Genomic DNA, 17,799 nt, shown 5'->3' with positions numbered 1-17,799 from the left:
GTCCGAACCCACTCCCACGTGGACGTTCTCCTTGTCCGAGGTCTGGAGGAGGTCCCATCCTCGCACGGGACACCGTCGGTCGCGCCACTGCCCGCACGCCCGTTCCGGCCCTCCAGAGCCGTCACTTTCACACGTATCGGGGAGATTCCGCGCGTTCGGCTGTGCCCGGCGCCGCCCAGCCGCGATCCTTGTGCCTGAACATGACAGATGTGGCACGCGTTGCCCGGGGGAGTGCGGAACAGTGGAACACGCACCGGAACAGACCGCCGACGGGGAGAACGGACGAGCCTTACCCCGGCCCGAGGCGGACGGCATGGCGCTGGAACTCCTCGTCCACGGCGTGGGGGGCGCGACCCCCGAGGACATGCTGGACGATCCGCGGACCGTCCGCGTCACCGGCGACGCGACCGCCGCCGTCTTCCGCCGCGCGGAGGACGCCGACGCCGAGGAACATCCGGAGGCCCACCGCGGCGCCCCGGTGCGCGAGGCGTACGTGTGGTGCAACCTCACCTCCGGCAACGGCGCCCGTGCCCTGTGGCTCGTGCTGCTCCCGTTCATGGTGGTCAACCTCGCGCACTGGATGCGCCCGGCCTCCCACCACCGCCCGCGCACGGTGCGCCTGTACGGCCTGCTCGTCCGGCTCGCCGGGCTCACCCTCACCGTGCTTCTGGTGGCCGCCGCCTGCGAGGTGGCCCTCGACCTGGCCGCCTGGCAGTGCGCCGGCACCCGCCGTTGCGTCCGTAACCACTCCTGGCTCGGATTCCTCTCACCGGACCGCCCCGACGCCGGCTGGTGGAGCCAGCCGGGCCGCCGCCTCGCCCTGGCCGCCCTCGTCCCCGCCGCGCTCACCGCGGTCCTCTGGTACCTCTCCCACCGCACCTGGAGCGCGTACGAGTCCCAGCAGCCGATGTCCCGCCGGGCCGAACCCGACGAGGAGACCGACGGCACCGGACTCGGCCGCCCCGGCTTCTGGTACGGGCGCCGCCTGGTGGCCCGGCTGCGCGCGGCGCACACCGCTGCCGGCTTCCTCACCGTCGCCGCGGCCGTGACCGCCTCCGCCTCACGCCACGACCGCGGACCGGGCGGACCCGGCGCGCTGAACGTGCTGGGCACCCTCCTGAACACAACCCTCGTGCTGGCGGCGGCCGTTGTGCTCTGGGTGGTCTGCCGCCGGGGCCGCAGCGAGAACCGCATCGACCGGGGGCGCGACCGGACACTGGTCCGTCTGCTGCCCCAGGGCGCGATCCTGCTGCTCGCCCTCGCCCTGGTCTACGCCGGCTGGTCACGCCCCGAATGGCACGCGACCGGACGCCTCCCCGGCGACGCCACGTTCGGCGGCCTCGCCCTCGTCCAGGGTCTGCTCGTCATCGGGCTCGGCCTCGTGGCCCACTTCCTGTACCGCACGAACCCCGCGACCTGGGGCGCCCCGGGCAGGCCGGACGCCCCCGTCGACACCCGCACCGCGATGCACGGCCTCGCCGGACCCGCCGTCGCCATGCTCGCCTGCGCCCTGGGCGGTGTGATGTCCGGAGGCGTCTCCCAGCGGGTCGCCGACTGGCTCGACGGAACCCGGCACTCGATCCCCGGCCCGCCCGTCCTGCTCACCTGGCAGGCCTCCGCGATCCCGCCGCTCCTCCTCGTCCTGTTCGCCGTCGTCGCCCGCCTCGGCCGCCGCACCTGGACACTGCGGCGCCGCGAGATGAACGCCGTCGAACGCGACTACCCGGGGGAACCCAAGGACACCACCCGCACCCGCCGCATCGCGAGCACCCGCGCGATGTCCGGCCTCACCGACCGCGCGCCGTTCATGGTCGGCGTCGTCTCCTTCGCGACGCTCCTGCTCGGAGCGGGCGCGGTGGCCGGCGCGTTCGCCACCGGCGACGCCCCGAGCGAGGCCGCACGAGGGACGTACGGCATCGTCCACGGCGCGGCCGAGACCGCCCAGGCACTCGGTTCCTGGCTGATCGGGCTCGGCTTCATACTCTTCGTCACCTGGGGCCGCCGCGCCTACAAGGACCCCGCGGCCCGCCGCACCATCGGCATCCTCTGGGACGTCGGCACCTTCTGGCCGCGCGCCGCCCACCCTTTCGCGCCACCCTGCTACGCCGAGCGCGCCGTGCCCGACCTCACCTGGCGCATGGCCACCTGGACCCGCGCCACCGGCGGGCGGCTCGTGCTCTCCGGACACTCCCAGGGCAGTGTGCTGGCCGCCGCAGCGGCCTGGCAGCTGCGGCCCGCGACCCGTCGGCGGATCGCCCTGCTCACCTACGGCTCCCCGCTGGAGCGCCTCTACGGGCGCTGGTTCCCGGCCCACTTCGGACCCTCCGCCCTCGCCTCACTCCACCGCGAGGTCGCCTGCTGGCGCAATCTGTACCGCCCGACCGACCCGATCGGCGGACCCGTCCGGCTGCCCGGCGACTGCGGCCCCGAGGTCGACCACGAACCCCTCAAGGACCCGCTCGCCTACGGCCGCACCGCACGGCAGCCGCTGCCCGCACCGATCCTCGGCCACTCCGACTATCAGGCGGACCCGGCCTTCGCCGCCGAGCGCGAACTGCTGCTCGCGCGGCTGCGGACCGAGGTCCCCGGCCAGCGCCCGCACGGGATCGCTCAGGACAGCTCCGGCAGATCCTCGGAGTAGAGCAGTGTCAGATCGTCCGTGCTCGGCTCGTCCAGCTGGGCGACCCGGCCCGCGTGCCGCTCCACCATCGCCTCGAACGTCTGCCGAGCCGTACGGCCGTTGCCGAACGCCGCGCCCTTGGGAATCGCCGTGAAGTACTTCAGGAGCGCCTCGGCCGCACCCGGGCCGAGCCGGTACTCGTGCTCCTCGGCCTGCTGCTCCACGATGCGCAACAGCTCGTCGGGGAGATAGTCGTTGAAGGTGATGGTCCGCGAGAAACGCGACGCCACACCGGGGTTGACCGACAGGAACCGCTCCATCTCGACGGTGTACCCCGCGACGATCACCACCACCGCCTCCCGGTGGTCCTCCATCAGCTTCACCAGGGTGTCGATGGCCTCACGCCCGAAATCGCGACCCGAGTCCTCCGGCGACAGCGCGTACGCCTCGTCGATGAACAGCACGCCGCCGCGCGCCCGGTCGAACGCCTCCTGGGTACGGATCGCGGTCGACCCGATGTGCTCGCCGACGAGGTCCACCCGGGACACCTCGACGAGATGTCCCTTCTCCAGCACACCCAGCGAGGCGAGGATCTCGCCGTACAGCCGGGCCACGGTCGTCTTGCCGGTACCGGGGGAGCCGGTGAAGACGAGATGCCGGCGGGCGGACGCCGCCTTCAGCCCCGCCTGCTGCCTGCGCCGGCCCACCTCGATCATGTCGGTGAGCGCCCGCACCTCGCGCTTGACGTTCTCCAGGCCCACCAGCGCGTCGAGTTCACCGAGGACGGCCTTCGAGGCGCGCGCCGGCGGGGTGGCCTCGGTCTCGGTCGCCAGCGGCTCCCGCGCGGTGGTGCGCTGGCCGGGGATCGCCCCGCTCAGACTCGGCGACGGGTGCGACGTCTCGACGGCGGTCTCGTGGGCCGGAGCACGCAGACCGGTGCTCTCGTCGCTCGCGCAGTCCTCGACGACCGGTCCCGCGCCGGGTGCGCCGCCTTCCGCGAACTCGTAACCTCCGCGCGCGCAGCGCTCCGTGCGGCACTTGCGCAACGTCGCGCGGCAGCCGTCGATCACATGGAAGCCGTAACCCCCGCTGTCCGCCACGCGGCAGTTGAGGAAACTGCCCCGCCCGTCGGCCGACACATAGAAGCCGGCCTCGGCGGGCGAGGTCACCGTGCAGCGCTCGATCGTCGGATCGGCGCCCTTGGTGACGATCACGCCGGTCTGGGTGCCGTCCACCGTGCATCCGGAGAGCGTGCCGCCGCTGCCGTGATCACGGAACCAGGCCCCTGTCGCGGCGTCCCTGATACGGCAGTCGTCGAGCTGCGCCGTGGCGCCGTCGCTCACCGACACCGCCGTGTTGCGCACCTGCGAGATGTCGCTGTCGACGACGTCCGCGCGCGAACCCCGGTCGAGGACGAACAACGCGTCCGGCACGTCGTGCACCCGGCACGAGTCGAGCACCGCCGTCGCCCCGTCGCTCACCCACACCGCGGGGTAGTCGCCGGTGCTGTCGAAGATCTCGCACTGGTTGGCGTCGACACGGGTGCCCGGGTCCCAGACCGACAGGCCGTTGCGCCCGAACTGCCGCACGGTGGTGCGCGTCAGGGTCAGCACGGAGCGGGACCGCAGGTCGACCGCGTTCTCCGGGATGTCGTGGATGCGGCAGTCGGCGAGGGTGAGGACCGCGTCCGTGTCCAGGGTGACGCCGTCCGCGGTGGTCCGGTGCACATCGCAGTCCGTGAGGTGGGCCGTGGCCCGGGCGGTGACCTGCACGCCGGAGCCCTTGACCTCGTACACCTCGCAACCCACCGCCTCCAGCGACGAGTTCTCGCCCGTCACCGACAGGCCGGCACCGGAGGTGTGGTGCACCCGGCAGCGCTCGAGGCGCGGATGCGCGCCCCCGCGGACCAGGACGCCCGACTGACCGGCCGCGACGACCTCGCACTCCTCGAACACCCCGCCGCCGCCGTCCAGTACGGCGATGCCGACGCCGCCGGGATTGTCGACGGTACAGCGACGCACGGTCGGGCGGGCACCGCCGCGGACCTCGATCCCGGCCGCGGAGCGTGTCACGATCCGCACGTCGAGCAGTTCGGGCGTGCCGTCCTCGACGAGGAGCGCGGGCGCCGCCGAGTCCTGGCCCTCCACGTGCAGGTCCTGCACCACGGCGGAGGCGCGGACGGTCAGCGGCACGCCGTCGACCGGCGCGATGCGCACCGAGCCGGGCGATCCCTCGGGGCCGCGGAGCGTCACCGCCCGCTCCACCACCAGGTTCTCGCGGTAGGTGCCGGGAGCGACGGTGAGCACGTCACCGTCGGCCGCGGCTTCCAGGGCGGCGGCCAGCGATGCGTACTCACCCGTGCGGCGCCGCCACCGCGAGGTTCCGGTGTGCGTCACCTGGACCGTGCCCTGTGCCATGGCGCTGTCGTGCCCCCACCTCGTCGTACGCGGGTCCTGCGAGGCCGTGCTGATACCCCGTCGGCGGGGATTCAGGCCCCTGCCGGACAGCCTCTCATGACGGTGCGGGTCAGCGCGGCCGGTCCACCGTAGCGTGCGCGGACAGGGGCTGTTGACCGCTGACGGCGGGCCGTCAGCTGCCGGTGCCCGCCTTGCCCCAGTCGGGACCGGCCTTGTCCCAGGCCCGGTCCCAGTGCGCGTACCGCCGGCGGACCAGGTGCCAGACGATCATCCGTCTTCCGCACTCCACGCATCCCGCCGTCAGGACGGCCGCGCCGAAACCGGCCAGAACGGCGTGCGTCGTGGCGGTGGCACCGTCCAGCGGGCGGCCCACCAGGCGGCCGTGCCGGTCGGTCCAGAGCGCGAAGTGGGCTCCCGCACGGGGCGACTTGAGCAGGGTGATCACGACACCGCGCTGCCGTGTGCCGTCCGGCGCCGTCCAGGAGGCCATCACCCGGCTGCGCACGTCCCGCGCCGTCGACGACTCGGGGTCGGACTGCAGGGGCCCGTGGGAGAGTGTCCTGACGACGGTGGCCGCCACCACGTGGCGGTCGGCACGCTGATGCCGGACGGCCTGCTGCAGCGCGTGCTCCGCCGAGGCGCCGACGGCCGCTCCGGCGAAGGGCGCTCCGACGACGAGGATCACCAGGGTGGCCAGGGCGAGCCAGGCCTCGACGAGATCCGTCGTGCGGCGCAGCGGGTTGTGCCGCCAGCGCCAGAGTCCGATGAGCGAACGCACCGTCCCGCACCCCCTTCCGCGTCCGTGATAACCCCCCGCGGAGCCGTTCACGCCCATGGCCGGGGAAGAGAGAGTGAAATCACCTCTCCGCCAAGACCTCCGTGACCGCCCCGCATGCCTTCAACGATCCTGCCCGCGGCCGGGGTTCCCCGTGCGCCCGGCCTCCGGGCGACGGGCCCGCGCGGGCTATTCGAGGATCGTGACCGGGTCGCCGACATGCAGTGTTCCGCGGGACTCGGGCACCAGATTCTGCCCGAAGACCAGCTTGCCCGCGAAACGCCGGTGGCGCGCGAGCGTGCGCAGGGGCTCCTTGCCGCGCACGGCGGTGTCCTGGTCGGTCGTGGTCACGACGCATCTCCCGCACATCTTGGCGACGCGGAAGGTGACGTCCCCGATGGCGATACGGGACCAGTCGTCCTCGGCCCAGGCGTCGGTGCCCGAGACGACGGCGTTCGGCCGGAAGCGGGTCATCGGGAGGGGGCCCTCGTCGGGATGGTCGCCCCGCGCGATCAACGAGTTGAGGGCGTCGAGCGAGCCCAGCGTGGTGACGAGGAGCGGATAGCCGTCGGCGAAGCTGACCGTCTCGCCCGGCCGCGCGAACAGCGGGTCCACTGGGCGGCGGACGGCGGGGTCGTCCATGTGGGCCAGACGCACGTCGGCGCCGAGACGGGCACTGCACCAGGCGTGGGCGGCGGCATCGGCGAGCACCGCCTCCACCTTGTCGCCGAAGATCTCGACGGTCGTCGTGCCCACGGGTTCCGGCACGGGGACGGTCACCGGAGCGCTGCCCTCGGCGGACAGACGAAGACCGCCGTCCGAGAGGATCTCGGCGGCGGCCAGCGCCATACGCGGCTGCTCGCGCTGTGTGACGACCTTTCCCCCGGCGTCGATCAGGACCCAGCGTCGGTCTCCGGCCAGCCCCCAGGGCTCCACCAGGGCCTCCCTGGGCGACTGGGCCCGGAACGCCTTGACCGGATGGACGTGAATCGAGTGCAGTACCGCGTTCCCCATGACCGCCATGGTGCCAGGAGGCACCGACAATCCGGCGCGAAGGGGTCAGTAGCCGCGGTACTGCTGACCGTTGTTGTACGGGTCCTGGTACGGGGTCGGCGCGGGGCGCGGAGCGGCGGGCCGCATCGCCTCGTAACCGGTGTTGCCCGACATGGGGCGCGGCTGCTGCGGCTGCTGGCCGGGGTAGCCGCGCGGGGCGCCCGCCTGCTGCGGGATGTACGGAGCGGGGGCCTGGTGCAGCGGAGCGGGCTGCTGGGCCTGCTGGTATCCGTACGAGGAGGCCTGGTGCGAGGGGCCGGCCGGCAGTGCGGGCAGAGCGGACGGCAGTGCGGGGAGGTGGCTGCCCGAGTCGTACGCGGAGGGAACGCGGATCGGGGCGATCTGAGGGGTACCCCGCTCGGCGACGAGGGAGTCGTAGATCGGGGTGTCCTGGAAGGCGGAGTAGTAACCGCCGCCATAGGTGGAGCGGGGGGAGGTCATGGCACATAAGTTAAGCCCACGATGTGCTGGTTGGGGAGACCGATAAGAGGGTTGTTTTCCGTGTGCGCGGTGATGCGGGATCCCCAATGCGAGCGAACTCGGCAAAAAAGGACGCCAAAGCGGGTTCAGATCGTGTAAAGGGCGAGTTCCTTGCGGGTTACCGGCGGTCGGCCGGGGATCTTCCGGTCCGAGTCGGGGGAGTTCCGCGGGCCGGGGGATTAGGTTGGGCGGGAACGGAGCCGGGGGGCCCGCGGGGCTCGGACCCGGTGCGGAGACACGCGATGGGGGCGCACATGAGCATGTCCAAGGGATCCAATGTTCCTGTCCCGACGAGCACGCTGCGGGTGGAGCTGGGCTGGCGACCGGGCCCCGGGGTGCCCGACGCGGACGCCTCGGCGCTGCTGCTGGTGAACGGCAAGGTCCGATCGGACGGCGACTTCGTCTTCTACAACCAGCCGGCGCACACCTCGGGCGCCGTGCGCCACGAGGGCAAGCGGACCGCGGACGGCCAGGTGACCGACGCCCTGCTCGTCGACCTGCCGCGCCTGGAACCGGTGATCGAGAAGGTGGTCCTGGCCGCCTCCGCGGACGGCGGCTCCTTCGGACGCGTGCCCGGCCTCCACATCCGGGTGCTCGACGCGCGCGACGGCACGGAGGTCGCCCGTTTCGACAGTGCCGACGCGACCGTGGAGACCGCCTTCGTGCTCGGTGAGTTCTACCGCCGCCAGGGCGCCTGGAAGTTCCGCGCCGTCGGACAGGGCTACGGCAGCGGTCTCGAAGGACTGGCCACCGACTACGGCATCACCGTGGACGAGCCGCAGCACGCCGCCCCGGCACCCGCCCCGCCCTCGCCCGCCACCCGGGTGCAGGGACCGCCGCCGCCCGCGGCCCCGCCGGTCACCGTGCCTCCGCCGGTCGCCCCGCCCGTGACCGTGCACCCGCCACAGGCACCGCCCGCGAACCCGTGGCAGCCCGCGGCCCCTCCGGCGCCGGTCCGTCTCTCCAAGGTGACGCTGACCAAGGAAGCGCCCTCCGTCTCGCTCAGCAAGCAGGGCGGCACCTCCGGTGCCCTGCGCGTGAACCTCAACTGGCAGGTGCGCAAGCAGTTCTCGGGGTGGGGCAGCAAGCGCGGCCGGGCCGTCGCCATGCACGCCGACCTCGACCTCGACCTGTGCGCCCTCTACGAACTGAGCGACGGACGCAAGGGAGTCGTCCAGGCCCTGGGCAACGCCTTCGGCGCACTGCACCAGCCGCCGTACATCCACCTCGACGGCGACGACCGCACCGGAGCCGTGGACACCGGCGAGAACCTCAGCATCAACCTCGACCACAAGCACGACTTCCGCCGCATCCTCATCTTCGTGACCATCTACGAGGGCGCCCGCTCCTTCGCCGACCTGCACGCCACGGTGACCCTCCAGCCGCTGAACGGCGCCCCGATCGAGTTCTCCCTCGACGAGTGCACGGTCCCCTCCACCGTCTGCGCGCTCGCCCTCATCTCCAGCAACGGCACCGACCTCGTCGTCCAGCGCGAGGCCCGGTACCTGGTCCCCGAGCGCGGTGTCAGCCCGCAGCGCACCATCGACCACGTCTACGGCTGGGGCATGAACTGGACACCCGGCAGGAAGTGAACGCCCGCGGCGCCGTCCGGACGTCCGTCAGCCCTCGTCGAGGGCGGTGTCGGGCCGCGCGTAGGTGCGGCCCTTCCACGCGGCCCCGCGTCCCCTGTAGTGCTGCACCGCCGAGTCGACCGTCATGAGGAGATAGAGGAACGCCGTCACCGGCAGCAGCGGAGCGAGCCACGGGGACTGCCGGTAGTAGCGGAGCATCGGCAGATACGTCGCCGCCATCAGGGCCCAGGCGAGCCCTCCGGCCGCCGCCGCCCGGTCGGCGCCCGTGACGAGTCCCGCCAGCAGGGCGACCGGCGGCACCAGGTACACGAGCGCGAGTCCGGCGACCGTCCCGGCGAGCAGCGTCGGACTGTGCCGCAGCTGCGCGTACGCGCTGCGCGAGACCATGCGCCACAGATCGCGCAGCCGCGGATACGGGCGCACGCTGTCCACCCGGTCGGCCAGGCCCAGCCAGATCCGGCCGCCGCCGCGCTTGACCGCCTTGGCGAGTGCCACGTCGTCGATGACGGCGTGCCGGATCGCGTCCGGGATCCGCGCCCGCTCGGCGGCGTCCGCGCGCAGCAGCACGCAGCCGCCCGCCGCGGCCGCCGTCCGCGCCCCGTCCACCGCGATCCGGCGGAACGGATAGAGCTGAGCGAAGAAGTAGACGAACGCCGGCACCACGAGGCGTTCCCCCACGCTCTCCACGCGCAGCCGGGCCATGAGGGAGACCAGGTCGAAGCCCCCGGTACGGGCGGCCGCCACCAACTCCCGCAGGCTTCCCGGCTCGTGCGCGATGTCCGCGTCCGTCAGCAGGAGGTACTCGGGACCCCGCGCGCGGGCCAGGCCGATGCCGTGGCGCACGGCCCACAGTTTGCCGGTCCAGCCCGCCGGAGGTTCGCCCGGCGAGCCGACGGTGAGCGGCAGACCGCCGTGCCGCCGCGCCAGGTCGAGGGCCAGCTCTCCGGTGCCGTCCGAACTGCCGTCGTCGACGAGGAACACCTCGGCCCGTCCCGGATAGTCCTGGGCGAGGAGCGAGGGCAGGCTCTCGGGCAGCACGCCGGCCTCGTCCCGGGCCGGCACCACGACACAGACGAAGGGCCACTCGGCCGGCGCCTCGCGCGCGGGCAGCCGGACGTCCGTCCGCCAGAAGAAGCCCTGGCCGAGCAGCAGCCACAGCCAGGCGAGCAGCGATCCGACGGCGATCCACACGAGGGCGTCCACCCGCCGCAGTCTGCCCCACGGCGGAAGGCGTCCGGGGCGGATCGTCTATGGTGACCGGGTGAAGATCGCGCTCATGGACTCCGGAATCGGCCTGCTCGCTGCTGCCGCGGCGGTGCGCCGACTGCGGCCCGACGCCGATCTCGTCCTCTCCTCGGACCCCGGCAGCATGCCGTGGGGACCGCGCACCCCGGAGGACGTCACCGCCCGCGCCCTGGCCGTCGCCGAGGCCGCCGCACTGCACCGGCCCGCCGCCCTGATCGTCGCCTGCAACACCGCCTCGGTCCGCGCCCTGCCGGCGTTGCGCGCCCGGCTGGAGCCGGACGTGCCCGTCATCGGCACCGTCCCCGCGATCAAGCCCGCCGCCGCGGGCGGCGGACCCGTCGCGATCTGGGCCACGCCCGCCACCACCGGCAGCCCCTACCAGCGCGGACTCATCGCGGAGTTCGCCGGGGACGTCGAGGTCACCGAGGTCGCCTGTCCCGGGCTCGCGGACGCGGTGGAGCACGCCGACGAAGCGGCCGTCGACGCGGCGATTGCCGCTGCTGCGGCGCGCACCCCCCAGGATGTGCGGGCCGTCGTCCTCGGCTGCACCCACTACGAACTGGTCGCCGAACGCATCCGCGCGGCCGTGCAGCGCCCGGATCTCCCGCCCCTGGTCCTGCACGGCTCGGCCGGCGCGGTCGCCGCGCAGGCGCTGCGCCGGATCGGCGCCGGACCCGACCCCGCGGCGCCCGCCCGCTCCACGGTCACGGTGCTGCTGTCCGGCCAGGAGGGCGCTCTGCCCGCGACCGCCCTCACCTATGAGGAAGGCCGCATCCTCGCGGCGGTCAGCCCGGCACACTGAGTGACGACTGCCGCGCCGGGTCCGCGCGCACATCTATGCCGCGCACCTGATGGGCACACGCCCTGGACACCGGTGGTACCCGGGTGGACACCCCCGGTACCGGCACGCGCCGTCACCATGACGAAGCCGTCGGCGGGTGGATCGCCCACCCGGGGGAGTAACGCTCCGCGACCCGGTGCCCGCTCAGCGGAACCTGAGTAGTCTCATACGTATGAGGGACCACCCCCACGGCAAAACCATCCCGCTGCCGGAGCTCTGGACCGGTCGCGCGAGGAACCGCGTCCAGTTGCTGCCCGCCCTCGGCGGTGTGGCCTGCCTGGCTCTCGGGATCGAGCTGGCGGTCGACTCCGGCTGGACCTCGGGCACCGCCCCGCTGATCATGTCCGTGGTCGGCTGCATCGCGGCCGGACTGCTCATCCTGTTCGGCACGCTCGCGTTCGTGCATGTCGCCGTGAAGGTGGACAAGGACTGCCTGGAAGTCCGGTGCGGTCACATAGGGCTCCCGCGTCGCCGCATCCCCCTGTCGACCGTCGTCGGCGCCGACTTCGCCCCCCAGGTCACCCCGCGCCAGTGGGGCGGCTGGGGCTACCGATGGCGACCCGAGCAGGGAACCGCCGTCATCGTCCGCCGCGGTGAGGGCGTCGTGCTGCGCCTGGGCGACGGCCACACCTTCACCATCACCGTGGACAACGCCGAAGCGGCGGTACGGATCATCCGCGACCACCTGAGGCCCGGCGCGTCCGGCGCGGTGCGCTGACGCCCTGCCGAGGCGCTCAGGGTTCCGGCTCATCCGCCGGACGCGCGATCGCGCCGACGGAATCGTCCGGTTCGTGGGAGCCGAGCGGGCGGGCGGTGGCGAGGCCCGCGAGCAGTCCGGCCCCGGCCGTGACCGTCATGAAGCTGAGCGCGTTGCCGATCGACGCGATCACCGCCAGTGCCGTGAGCGCCGCGCCCGCCGTCAGCGCGATCGGCGTGGAGCGCGGACTGCGCAGGAGCGCGTAGAGCATCCAGCAGAACGCCGCCGCGAGCAGGGCCACGCCGATCAGTCCCTGCTCCGCCGCCTGCTGGAGGGGCGCGGAGTGGGCTTTGCCGTCCGGCAGCAGCGACCGGGCGACCGTGGGACTGAGATCGCCGTACCGCCCCGGCCCGACCCCCAGCACGGGATCGGCCCGGACCATGCGCAGCGCGTCCTGCCAGAGCAGCATCCGGTGGCCGGTGAGCCGGCCCTGCAGCGCGGCCGTCGGACCGTCGGGCAGCGCGTCCTCGCCGATCGCCCAGGCAGCCCCGGTCACCACCACGGCCGCGGCCGCGAACCCCCCGAGGCCGACCGCGCGACGGCGTACCCGCGCGGCGGCGAGCGAGCACAGCAGGACCCCGGTACAGGTGACGAGACCGGTGACCGAACCGAGCAGCGCCGCCGTCACCGCGATCACCGCCGCCAGCAGGTGGAGCGCGAGCCGCAGGCCGGGCGGGCGGGCCGCCCAGGCGGCGCAGCACGCGGCACCGCAGGAGAGGGTCAGCAGCGCGGCGGTCGCTCCGCTGTGACCGAGGTGCAGGCTGATCTGCGGGCCGGGTGTGGCGATGGCGAGGCCGAGACCGGTGAGTGCTCCCGCGCAGGGCGCGGCGACCGGCAGGAGCACGCCGAGGATCCGCCCCGAGGCGTAGCCCGCGGTCACGGCGAGCACCGCGAGCAGCACACCCTCGGGCCGGCCGTCGTGCGCGGCCGCCGTGATGAGCGACCAGGCCGCACAGGCCGCGAGAACGGCCATGCCCGCCGCGTCGGACCCGCTGCGTCTCTCCGCCGTGACCGAGGCGTCCGTCGCGGCCGCCGTCCCCGTGGAACCCACCCCGTCGCCCCCCGGCGTCGTCGGACCTCGGGCGCCGTCACCGGGACAGGCCGCACGTCAGAGGCTCGGGCACACCGTAACGGCTGATGTGCCGCTTTGGGGAGAAGTTGTGCAGGAACGTTGCTGCATCCGACGGCACGGCCGTCCACGGAGCACCGTCCCACCCCCTGGGGTCCGGCGGACCGAGCTGTCGGCCCCCAGGTCAGCCGCCGTACACTCCCGGAGTGACCGCCACCGCAACCACCGTAGACGAGCCGGAACAGCTCGAACCCCAGGCCGCGCCCGCCTCGCGCGGGGCCGTTCTGGTCCGCCGTCTCGTCCCGGCCGCCGCCGCGGCGCTCTCCGGCGTGCTGCTGTACGTCAGCTTCCCGCCACGGACGCTCTGGTGGCTGGCCCTGCCCGCCTTCGCGGTCTTCGGCTGGACCCTGCGCGGCCGCTCCTGGAAGGCCTCTCTCGGCCTCGGCTACCTGTTCGGCCTCGGATTCCTGCTGCCCCTGCTCGTGTGGACGGGCGTCGAGGTCGGTCCCGGCCCGTGGATCGCGCTCGTCGTGGTGGAGGCGGCGTACGTGGCGCTCGTCGGCGCCGGCATCGGACTTGTCTCCCGGCTGCCCGCGTGGCCGGTGTGGGCGGCGGCCGTCTGGATCGCCGGGGAGGCGGCACGCGCGCGTGCTCCCTTCGGCGGGTTCCCCTGGGGGAAGATCGCGTTCGGCCAGGCCGACGGCGTCTTCCTGCCCCTCGCCGCGCTCGGCGGCACCCCGGTGCTCGGCTTCGCCGTCGTGCTCTGCGGATTCGGCCTCTACGAACTCGTCCGGCTCGCCGTCGAGGCCCGCGGCACCCGGGTCCTGCGCCGGGGCGCGGCGGCCGCGGCCCTGCTGAGCGTCGCCGTCCCCGTCGTCGGAGCGCTGGCCGCCCGCACCCTCGTCAGCGACAAGGCCGAGGACGGCACCGCGACCGTCGCGCTCATCCAGGGCAACGTCCCGCGCGCCGGGCTGGACTTCAACTCCCAGCGGCGGGCGGTCCTCGACCACCACGTGCGGGAGACCGAACGACTGGCCGCCGAGGTCAAGGCGGGCAAGGTCGCCCGGCCCCAACTGGTCCTGTGGCCCGAGAACTCCTCCGACATCGACCCCTTCGCCAACGCCGACGCCCGCGCCGTGATCGACGAGGCGGCCCGCGCGATCGGCGCCCCCATCTCGGTCGGCGGCGTCGTCGAGCGCGACGGCAAGCTCTACAACGAGCAGATCCTCTGGGACCCGGTCAAGGGTCCGCAGGACACGTACGACAAGCGGCAGATCCAGCCCTTCGGCGAGTACCTGCCGATGCGCTCGCTGCTCGGCGCCATCAACAAGGACTGGACGACCATGGTCCGCCAGGACTTCAGCCGGGGCACCGAGGCGGGCGTCTTCACCATGAACGGCACCCGGGTCGGCCTGGTCACCTGCTACGAGGCGGCCTTCGACTGGGCCGTGCGCAGCACCGTGACCGACGGCGCCCAGATCATCTCGGTGCCCAGCAACAACGCCACCTTCGACCGCAGCGAGATGACCTACCAGCAGCTCGCCATGTCCCGTGTCCGGGCCGTCGAGCACAGCCGTACCGTCACCGTGCCCGTCACGAGCGGTGTCAGCGCCGTGATCATGCCCGACGGGCGGATCACCCAGAAGACCGGCATGTTCGTCGCCGACTCCCTGGTCCAGAAGGTGCCGCTGCGCTCCTCCCGGACCCCGGCCACCGAGCTCGGGATCGTCCCGGAGATGCTCCTGGTGCTGGTCGCCGCCGGCGGTCTCGGATGGGGCGCCGCGACGGTGCTGCGCGGCCGGCGGAACACCGCAGCGCAGCGCTGATCCGGGTCGCCTCCGGGAGAGCCCGGGCGCGCGGTTAGGGTCGGGGCCATGGCTACTCCCGACTTCATCCTCGCGATCCGGGCCTCCGCCGGCCACCAGCTCCTCTGGCTCCCCGGAGTGAGCACCGTCGTCTTCGACGACGAGGGCAGAGTGCTGCTGGGGCAGCGTTCCGACAACGGCCGGTGGGCCCTCATCTCCGGTATGCCGGAGCCGGGCGAGCAGCCCGCCGCGTGCGCCGTGCGCGAGGTGTACGAGGAGACGGCCGTGCACATCGAGGTCGAGCGCGTCGTCCTGGTCCAGGCGGGCGAGCAGATCACCTTCGACAACGGCGACGTCTGCCAGTTCATGGACACCACCTTCCGCTGCCGCGCCGTCGGCGGTGAGGCCCGCGTCAATGACGACGAGTCGCTCCAGGTCGGCTGGTTCGCCGTGGACGCCCTGCCGGAGCTGAGTGAGCACGCCCTCCTGAGGATCAAGCATGCCCTGCTCGACGGGCCGACCTGGTTCGAGCCCGCGACCTGACGCCCGCGGCGGGCACCGCCGCGCCGGTCGGACCACCGCCGCGGCCGACCCCGTGCGACGCCTCTCAGCGGGCCACCCGGAAGCCGGTGTTGCCGGTCGAGCTGTCCGGGGTGTTGGAACTGCGCGCGCCGACCCGGTAGCGGTTGCAGTACGAGACATGGCACAGGTGGGAGCCACCGCGCATGACCCGCGCCGTGCCGTGCGTCGGCCCCACGGGCGACGAGCGGGGGCCGGTGCGGTGGAAGTCGGGGCTGAACCAGTCGGCGCACCACTCCCACACGTTGCCGACCGTGTTGTAGAGGCCGAAGCCGTTGGGCCGGTGCGAGCGGACCGCGGTGGTGCCGTTGTGGCCGCCCGGGTCGGCCCGCGGGAAGTCGCCCTGCCAGATGGTGAGCATCTCCCGGCCGCGCGGCGCCAGTTCGTCGCCCCAGGGATAGCGCTTCCGCTCCAGACCGCCGCGTGCCGCGTACTCCCACTCCGCCTCCGTCGGCAGCCGGGTTCCCGACCAGGCGCAGTAGGCCGTCGCGTCGTTCCAGGAGACGTGCACGACCGGGTGTTGCTGCACGTCGAGGAAGCGTGAACCGGGTCCTCGGGGCGCCCGCCAGCTCGCTCCGGGCACCGCCCGCCACCACGGAGTGCCGGGGACCGGCGGGGACGAGGCCTGGAGCTCCGCGCTCAGGAAGCCCGCGAAGACGTACGAGAACCCGAAGCGTTCCGCCTCGGTGACATGGCCGGTGGCGTTGACGAAGGTCGCGAACTCGGCGTTGCTGACCGTCGCGGGGGCGACGGAGAAGGCGCCGACCGTCACCTCGCGCACGGGCCCCTCGCCGTCGGCGGGCACGGCGTCGGGGTCGTCGCTGCCCATCAGGAACGTTCCGCCGGGCAGCGGAGTGAGGGCTTTGCGGGCCCTTCGGGCGGCCGGGCCGTCGGCGGCCGGCCGAGGCTCCGGGGGCAGCAGATCGAGGGGTCCCCGGGCCGGGGCGCAGCAGGACGGGCGAGGAGCGCTGTTCATGGAGTCTCCCGGGGCGGACGGCGGACGGCGGACGGCGGACGGTGAGGGACGGTCACCGGTGGCGGGGTCGCGGGCCGGTGTGGTGGTGCGGCGGGCGCCCGCCGCACCACCACACCGGCAGGTCAGGCCGCCCGGTCCGCGGCGAGCTGGGCGGCCAGGGCCGGGATGCCCAGGCGCCGTTCGTCGGCGGGGGTGGCCCCGTACAGCAGGTTGGTGAGCTGGTACGGGTCGTTCACCAGGTCGTAGTACTCGCGGAACAGCACCTCGCCGGTGCCCGCCTCCTGCCCGGAGCCGTCGGTGTGCAGTGCGTAGTACTCGGTGTACTGCTCGGTGGCGCTCTTGTAGGAGGACCAGGTGTGCGGGTTTCCGCCGGGGTTGCGGTGCCACCACTCGATGAGCAGGTGGTCGCGGCTCGCCGTGCCGAGCAGCGACCGGCCGTCGTGCAGCGGGCTCGGTGCGATACCGGCCGCGTCCAGGATGGTCGGTGCGACGTCGATGTTCGCCGCCAGCCGGTCGTCGGTGGTGCCCGCGCCGAGCCCGCCGGCCGGCCACGACACGTAGAACGGCACTTCCACAGCGGGACGGTAGGGCACCGACTTGGCGCCCCAGCCGTGGTCGCTCCAGCTGTAGCCGTTGTCGCCGAGGTAGAAGACCAGGGTGTTCTGCAACTGTCCGAGGTCGGCGAGCTTGTCGTGCAGCGCTTGGACCGCGTCGTCGACGGACAGCAGCGTGCGCAGTTGGTTGCGGCGTACGGTCTGGCCGTCGGCGAGCGTGCGGTCGGCGTTCTGGACGTAGTCCGGCTTGTCGCTGCGGTCCGCCTCCGGCACCGAGGGCCGGCCGTTCCAGGCGGGCACCGGAGTGTTCGCGTACTTCGGTTCCGGCGTGTTCGGGCCGTGCGGTGCCTTGGGCGCCACGAACGCGAACCACGGGCGGTGGTCGGTGGCGGCCTTGTCCAGGAACTGGAGCGCCCGGTCCCGGATCACGCCGGTCGTGTAGCCGGGCAGGGTGCGGACCGTTCCGTTGTCGTTGTAGGTCCCGTCGTTGTACGTCACCGGAGCCGACAGCAGCCACTCGTCGAAGTGCGGAGGGTTGTCCTTGTTGCTCCAGGCGTTCAGGTACTTCCCGAAGAGCCCGGTCCGGTATCCGGCCTGCTGGAGATGGCGCTGGACGGTGGTCGACTGGTCCAGGTTGTACGGGCTGCTGTTGTCCCGGACGCCGTGGTGACGGGCGTGCCGGCCGCTGAAGATCGACGAACGCGACGGTGCGCAGAGCGGGGTGGCGACGTGCCCCCGGGTGAACTCGACACCGCCGTCCACCAGCCAGCTCAGCGTCTTGGGCGTGGCCCATTCGGTGTGCAGCGGCTGGTCGTCGGTGAGGATCACCAGGATGTTGGGACGGCTCGCCGCCGCGGCCGTGGCGGCCTCGGCGCGGGCAGCGAGCGTGGGGACGGTGGCGGCTGCCGCGACGGCGGTGGCGCCGGCGAGGAACCCCCGGCGTCCGAGGTCGGGCTGGTCGCTCCGGCTCATGGTGGAAACCCTTCTGAAGGTGCGCTCGCGAAAGCGCACGCGGAGTACGACAGAGGAGGGAGGA

The 17,799-nt window shown here is 73.2% G+C and carries 14 protein-coding genes; 6 read left to right on the top strand and 8 right to left on the bottom strand.

All coding sequences use genetic code 11. The features are described 5' to 3' along the window. The first annotated feature begins 313 nt into the window (after positions 1 to 313). A complete protein-coding gene (locus B0675_RS30900) occupies positions 314 to 2,641 on the top strand; it encodes a hypothetical protein (protein ID WP_107482948.1) in 2,328 nt (775 codons plus the stop codon). Here the strand turns inward: B0675_RS30900 and B0675_RS30895 are convergent. From B0675_RS30895 to B0675_RS30880, 4 genes are all read right to left on the bottom strand, one after another. Further along, positions 2,611 to 5,037, bottom strand: a complete 2,427-nt coding sequence (locus B0675_RS30895; RefSeq protein ID WP_081222901.1) for a right-handed parallel beta-helix repeat-containing protein — start codon at positions 5,035 to 5,037, stop codon at positions 2,611 to 2,613. The two genes, B0675_RS30900 and B0675_RS30895, sit on opposite strands and share 31 nt — an antisense overlap. A gap of 172 nt (positions 5,038 to 5,209) precedes the next feature. Beyond that, positions 5,210 to 5,815, bottom strand: a complete 606-nt coding sequence (locus B0675_RS30890; RefSeq protein ID WP_179165476.1) for a hypothetical protein — start codon at positions 5,813 to 5,815, stop codon at positions 5,210 to 5,212. A 186-nt stretch (positions 5,816 to 6,001) separates the two neighbouring features. Beyond that, on the bottom strand, positions 6,002 to 6,826 hold the full coding sequence (locus tag B0675_RS30885) for an MOSC N-terminal beta barrel domain-containing protein (RefSeq protein WP_081223980.1): 825 nt from the start codon (positions 6,824 to 6,826) through the stop codon (positions 6,002 to 6,004). 45 nt (positions 6,827 to 6,871) lie between these two features. Continuing rightward, entirely contained in the window at positions 6,872 to 7,306 is a 435-nt protein-coding gene (locus tag B0675_RS30880) for a DUF6643 family protein (RefSeq protein WP_081222899.1), read from the bottom strand. A 293-nt stretch (positions 7,307 to 7,599) separates the two neighbouring features. Here B0675_RS30880 and B0675_RS30875 point away from each other — a divergent pair, with 293 nt between their 5' ends. Then, on the top strand, positions 7,600 to 8,937 hold the full coding sequence (locus B0675_RS30875; RefSeq protein ID WP_179165475.1) for a TerD family protein: 1,338 nt from the start codon (positions 7,600 to 7,602) through the stop codon (positions 8,935 to 8,937). Between the two features lie 27 nt (positions 8,938 to 8,964). On the opposite strand, the gene B0675_RS30870 is transcribed toward B0675_RS30875, so the two are convergent. Then, positions 8,965 to 10,140: a glycosyltransferase gene (locus tag B0675_RS30870; RefSeq protein ID WP_241540060.1), complete on the bottom strand. Its 1,176-nt coding sequence runs from the start codon at positions 10,138 to 10,140 to the stop codon at positions 8,965 to 8,967. 58 nt (positions 10,141 to 10,198) lie between these two features. On the opposite strand from B0675_RS30870, the gene B0675_RS30865 reads away from it, so the two are divergent. After that, complete coding sequence (locus B0675_RS30865; protein ID WP_081222898.1) at positions 10,199 to 10,984, top strand: aspartate/glutamate racemase family protein; 786 nt, start codon at positions 10,199 to 10,201, stop codon at positions 10,982 to 10,984. 211 nt (positions 10,985 to 11,195) lie between these two features. Continuing rightward, entirely contained in the window at positions 11,196 to 11,741 is a 546-nt protein-coding gene (locus B0675_RS30860) for a hypothetical protein (protein WP_081222897.1), read from the top strand. 16 nt (positions 11,742 to 11,757) lie between these two features. On the opposite strand, the gene B0675_RS30855 is transcribed toward B0675_RS30860, so the two are convergent. Beyond that, entirely contained in the window at positions 11,758 to 12,753 is a 996-nt protein-coding gene (locus B0675_RS30855) for an O-antigen ligase family protein (RefSeq protein ID WP_107482947.1), read from the bottom strand. A gap of 302 nt (positions 12,754 to 13,055) precedes the next feature. Between B0675_RS30855 and lnt the strand changes: the two genes are divergently transcribed. Both lnt and B0675_RS30845 read left to right on the top strand, forming a co-directional pair. Continuing rightward, positions 13,056 to 14,675, top strand: a complete 1,620-nt coding sequence (gene lnt / locus B0675_RS30850) for an apolipoprotein N-acyltransferase (protein WP_081222895.1) — start codon at positions 13,056 to 13,058, stop codon at positions 14,673 to 14,675. 48 nt (positions 14,676 to 14,723) lie between these two features. After that, positions 14,724 to 15,197, top strand: coding sequence for an NUDIX domain-containing protein (locus B0675_RS30845; RefSeq protein ID WP_081222894.1), 474 nt, complete (start codon positions 14,724 to 14,726; stop codon positions 15,195 to 15,197). Between the two features lie 64 nt (positions 15,198 to 15,261). On the opposite strand, the gene B0675_RS30840 is transcribed toward B0675_RS30845, so the two are convergent. Then, the gene (locus B0675_RS30840; RefSeq protein ID WP_081222893.1) at positions 15,262 to 16,209 is read right to left on the bottom strand and encodes a formylglycine-generating enzyme family protein; all 948 of its coding nucleotides are present in this window, start codon (positions 16,207 to 16,209) and stop codon (positions 15,262 to 15,264) included. 122 nt (positions 16,210 to 16,331) lie between these two features. After that, positions 16,332 to 17,735, bottom strand: a complete 1,404-nt coding sequence (locus B0675_RS30835; protein WP_081222892.1) for a sulfatase — start codon at positions 17,733 to 17,735, stop codon at positions 16,332 to 16,334. Positions 17,736 to 17,799 lie beyond the last annotated feature (64 nt).

Origin of the sequence: Streptomyces sp. M41(2017) (assembly GCF_002078175.1) — a bacterium.
Classification (GTDB): domain Bacteria; phylum Actinomycetota; class Actinomycetes; order Streptomycetales; family Streptomycetaceae; genus Streptomyces.
The sequence above is the reverse complement of the archived record's forward strand: the minus strand, read 5'-3'. Positions and strand labels throughout refer to the sequence as shown.

What these genes read in the sequence shown, in the direction of transcription:
- B0675_RS30900 (WP_107482948.1), top strand. Translation starts at nt 314, where the DNA reads ATGGCGCTGGAACTCCTCGTCCACGGCGTGGGGGGCGCGACCCCCGAG.
- B0675_RS30895 (WP_081222901.1), bottom strand. Translation starts at nt 5,037, where the DNA reads ATGGCACAGGGCACGGTCCAGGTGACGCACACCGGAACCTCGCGGTGG.
- B0675_RS30885 (WP_081223980.1), bottom strand. Translation starts at nt 6,826, where the DNA reads ATGGGGAACGCGGTACTGCACTCGATTCACGTCCATCCGGTCAAGGCG.
- B0675_RS30880 (WP_081222899.1), bottom strand. Translation starts at nt 7,306, where the DNA reads ATGACCTCCCCCCGCTCCACCTATGGCGGCGGTTACTACTCCGCCTTC.
- B0675_RS30875 (WP_179165475.1), top strand. Translation starts at nt 7,600, where the DNA reads ATGAGCATGTCCAAGGGATCCAATGTTCCTGTCCCGACGAGCACGCTG.
- B0675_RS30860 (WP_081222897.1), top strand. Translation starts at nt 11,196, where the DNA reads ATGAGGGACCACCCCCACGGCAAAACCATCCCGCTGCCGGAGCTCTGG.
- B0675_RS30855 (WP_107482947.1), bottom strand. Translation starts at nt 12,753, where the DNA reads ATGGCCGTTCTCGCGGCCTGTGCGGCCTGGTCGCTCATCACGGCGGCC.
- B0675_RS30845 (WP_081222894.1), top strand. Translation starts at nt 14,724, where the DNA reads ATGGCTACTCCCGACTTCATCCTCGCGATCCGGGCCTCCGCCGGCCAC.
- B0675_RS30840 (WP_081222893.1), bottom strand. Translation starts at nt 16,209, where the DNA reads ATGAACAGCGCTCCTCGCCCGTCCTGCTGCGCCCCGGCCCGGGGACCC.
- B0675_RS30835 (WP_081222892.1), bottom strand. Translation starts at nt 17,735, where the DNA reads ATGAGCCGGAGCGACCAGCCCGACCTCGGACGCCGGGGGTTCCTCGCC.